The sequence below is a fragment of the Methylobacterium sp. ME121 genome (genome assembly GCF_000974725.1).
Lineage (GTDB): Bacteria > Pseudomonadota > Alphaproteobacteria > Rhizobiales > Beijerinckiaceae > Methylobacterium > Methylobacterium radiotolerans.
In genome coordinates this window covers 1-3,350 of the sequence record NZ_BBUX01000151.1, presented here as the reverse complement: position 1 = coordinate 3,350, position 3,350 = coordinate 1, and the positions used below count along the sequence as shown (strand labels likewise).

The 3,350-nt window shown below is 69.5% G+C and carries 4 protein-coding genes; 2 read left to right on the top strand and 2 right to left on the bottom strand.

Annotated elements, in window-relative coordinates; genetic code table 11:
- The coding region (locus ME121_RS32545) for a glycosyltransferase (RefSeq protein WP_059410321.1) at nt 1-1,189 on the top strand (1,189 nt) is incomplete at its 5' end.
- A 682-nt stretch (nt 1,190-1,871) separates the two neighbouring features.
- Complete coding sequence (locus ME121_RS32540) at nt 1,872-2,699, top strand: response regulator transcription factor (RefSeq protein ID WP_012321527.1); 828 nt, start codon at nt 1,872-1,874, stop codon at nt 2,697-2,699.
- Nucleotides 2,700-2,854: 155 nt separating this feature from the next.
- Here ME121_RS32540 and ME121_RS34825 read toward each other — a convergent pair whose 3' ends face one another.
- Together ME121_RS34825 and ME121_RS32535 are read right to left on the bottom strand one after the other, a co-directional pair.
- On the bottom strand, nt 2,855-3,001 hold the full coding sequence (locus tag ME121_RS34825; protein ID WP_012321526.1) for a hypothetical protein: 147 nt from the start codon (nt 2,999-3,001) through the stop codon (nt 2,855-2,857).
- 20 nt (nt 3,002-3,021) lie between these two features.
- On the bottom strand, nt 3,022-3,350 hold a 329-nt coding region (locus ME121_RS32535; protein WP_491892951.1), incomplete at its 5' end, for a UDP binding domain-containing protein.

Here is a 3,350-nt window from a genome sequence, read left to right as displayed (position 1 = left end):
CGCGCCGGCCCCGGTCGCCGCGCTCGCGACCGCCCCCGCGACCGCGCGCGGCCGCCGCGTCGCCTTCTTCGGACACGACAGGGCCGAGCCCACGGTCCGGAAGCGGGTCGACGCCATCCGGGACGCCGGGTGGTCGGTCACCGTGTACGCCTTCGAGCGGGACCGCCCCGGCGGGGTGGTGGCCGAGGCCCCGGTGGCGGACGACGTCGTCACCCTCGGCCTGACCGTCGACCGGAACTACGCCCGCCGCCTGCCCCGCCTCGCCGTCGGCATCGCCCGGGCGCTGCGCCGCCGGCGCGACCTGCGCGCGGCGGACGTGATCTACGTGCGCAACCTCGACATGGCTCTCGTGGCCTGGGCCGCGGCGCGCCTCGCCGGGAGCCGCGCGCGCCTCGTCTACGAGGTGCTCGACATCCAGCGGCTGATGGTCCGGCGGGACGCCCCGGGGCGGATCGCCCGCGCGGTCGAGCGCTGGCTCCTCGGCCAAAGCGACCTCCTCGTCGTCAGCGCCCCGGATTTCATCGACCGGTATTTCCGGCCCGTCCAGGGCTTCGCCGGCGCGTGGCACCTCCTCGAGAACAAGGTCATGGGCCACCGCCTCGGCGAGGTGTCGACCCGCCTGGACCGCACCCGGACGGCGGAGCCGCCCTGGGTGATCGGCTGGTTCGGGACGCTGCGCTGCCGCCGGAGCCTGACGATCCTCGCCGCCATCGCGGACGCCCTCGGCGACTCGGTGCGGATCGTCCTGGCCGGGCGCCTCTCCGAGGAGGACATCGCCCCGCGCGCCCTGGCGGACACGCTGGACGGCCGGCCGAACATGTCGTTCCGTGGTCCCTACGCCAATCCCCGCGATCTTCCGGAGATTTACAGTGGGATTCACTTCAGTTGGGCCGTCGATTACCTCGATGACGGACTGAATTCGGACTGGCTCCTGCCGAACCGGCTCTACGAGGGCGGCCTGTGCGGCGCCCTGACTCTGGCGCGCGCCGCGACGGCCAGCGGCCGCTACGCGGTGGCGGAACGCCTGGGCTGGGCGTTTCCCGAGCCGCTCGCGGACTCGGTGACTTCGTTCCTGCGGACGCTGACGCCGGCCGCCTACGCGGAGCGACATGCCGACCTGCTCGCCCGCGACCTCGCCGCGTTCGTCGATGTCGGCGGCATGCGCGATCTCCTGGTCCGGCTCGACTAGGTCGCCGCCGCGGCGGCTCCGAGCCCGGCCGGGACTCGCCGGTGATTCGCCCGCCGCGCCGGACAGCGCACGGGGCGGCTGTCCCGCCCGCGGCGCGTGCCGTTCGGTACAGCGCCGTACCAACGAAATCAGTACTCGGACCCCAACATGGTAAACAACCGTGTACACGTGTTGCCTTTTAGCCTCAGCCAGGTAAAGCGAGCCTAAACCGACCGAATACTATCGACCCGAATAGGGACACCGAACCGAGATCACTGAATTGCGATCGAAGCCTTGCCAAGACGCACTCGCAATAAGCAGAGATACAGGAGGCAACATTTCCATATTTCTAAATCTGGCATTCGCGCGCCTAGATTCGGAAAGATCTTGCGTCGGGTCACCGACCGCTGGCGGATGACCTTGCGAATGCATCTCTCCATCAGCGTCGCCCCCCGCACCCAAACAAATCACCGTGTACGTACGTAGTGCCCGATGATTGTATTTAGCCCCGCGATTTAAGCGTTTAGATTCAGATAGGGTATTTACAGACGATTTTACGAAAGCTAGCATTGTTTCCGTGGTCATCGGCAATCGCCCAAGGCGACCGGCGCCACCGCGTATCTCAGTGTCACGCCGTCGGCGAGCGCATTGGGTATCCCGTCATCGCTGACATTCGGCTTCCTTCGAAAGGAGGTAATTCTCTATGGCCAGTCTTGGTACTCGAGACGCGCTCACCCTCGTTGAGCGGGACACGGCCGAAAGCCGCGGCGGCTTTTCGGGTGCACATGCCGGTGACAGCCCGGTCGTCGTCGAGCAACGGGACCAGTCCCGGGGCCGCTCCAGCCGCATCGTCATCATCGATCGACGGCAGCTCGTCGGCCGATGCCTCGCCGCCTCTCTCAGCGAGGCCGACCGGCAGACCTCGTTCGAGGTCTTCGCGGACATCGAATCGTGGAAGCGGCAGAAGCCGTTCGTCCCCGCGAGCGTGGTCGTGCTCTGCCGGCCCGACGGCAACCTGACCGAGACCGAGTGGACCGAGATCACGCGGGAACTGGCGTTCCTGCAGGGCGAGGCCGGCGCTCCGCCGGTGGCCGTCATCTCGGACGGCGAGAACCTCGACCAGATCGTGCGGATCATCAAGCTCGGCGTCAAAGGCTACATCCCGACGACGACCTCCGTGGACATCGCCCTGCAGGCCCTCCAGCTCGTGCAGGCGGGCGGCGTCTACATCCCGGCCGAGTGCCTCCTCCCCCTGCTGGCCAACATCAAGGTGGACGAGCCGGTCGAGGCCGGGGACGACGATATCTTCTCGCCGCGGCAGCTCTGCGTGGCCCGGGCGCTCCGGAAGGGGACGCCGAACAAGATCATCGCGTACGAGCTCAACATGTGCGAGAGCACCGTGAAGGTTCACGTCCGCAACATCATGAAGAAGCTCAAGGCCAAGAACCGGACCGAGGTCGCCTACCTGACCAACAAGTACTTCCTCCGGGAAGATTCCAGCCTGGCGAGCGTGAAGGCCCCGGCGGCCTGACCGCTCCGGCGCTGGCCCCGCCGCGGCGGGGCCGCCCGGGCAGAGATCCGGTCCGGCGCGCCGGACGGAGCTTCGGGGCCCCCTCGCGGGCCGCCTGTTCGGGCGGCCCGCGAGGGGGTCCGTTTGTTATCGGACCGGTCAGGGAGGCGGGCGGATCACCCGCCCGGCGCGATCGGCGCGGCCTCGACGCCGCAGGTCGGCGTCGCCGCCGTCTCGACCCGCCCGCCGGCCGGGCGGAGATCCCGCGTGCCGGAAAGGTCGCGCGCCGGGTCGGCGATCCCGAGGATCTGCGGGGCTTCCATCCGCCGATGTCGGCCCCGCCTCACGCCGTCGCGGCGGCGTCCGCGCGATGGGGAGCCGGCGGGATCTCGGCCTCGTCCCCGGGCGCGGCGGGGCGGCCCACGCTGCTGTAGGCGAAGCCGTGAGCCCGGACGTCGTCGGCCCGGTAGACGTTGCGGAGATCCACGAGGACCGGTCGCTGCATCACCGCCCGCAGCCGGTCGAGGTCCAGCGCCCGGAACGCGTCCCATTCGGTGACGAGGACCAGCACGTCCGCGCCCTCGGCGCAGTGATAGGCATCCTCCGCGAAGGCGACGCCGGGCAGGAGCGGGCGCGCCTGCTCCATGCCCTCGGGATCGTAGGCGCGGACCA

Excerpts from the sequence above, each read along its gene's own strand:
- ME121_RS34825 (WP_012321526.1), bottom strand. The coding sequence starts at position 3,001 with ATGGAAGCCCCGCAGATCCTCGGGATCGCCGACCCGGCGCGCGACCTT.
- ME121_RS32540 (WP_012321527.1), top strand. The coding sequence starts at position 1,872 with ATGGCCAGTCTTGGTACTCGAGACGCGCTCACCCTCGTTGAGCGGGAC.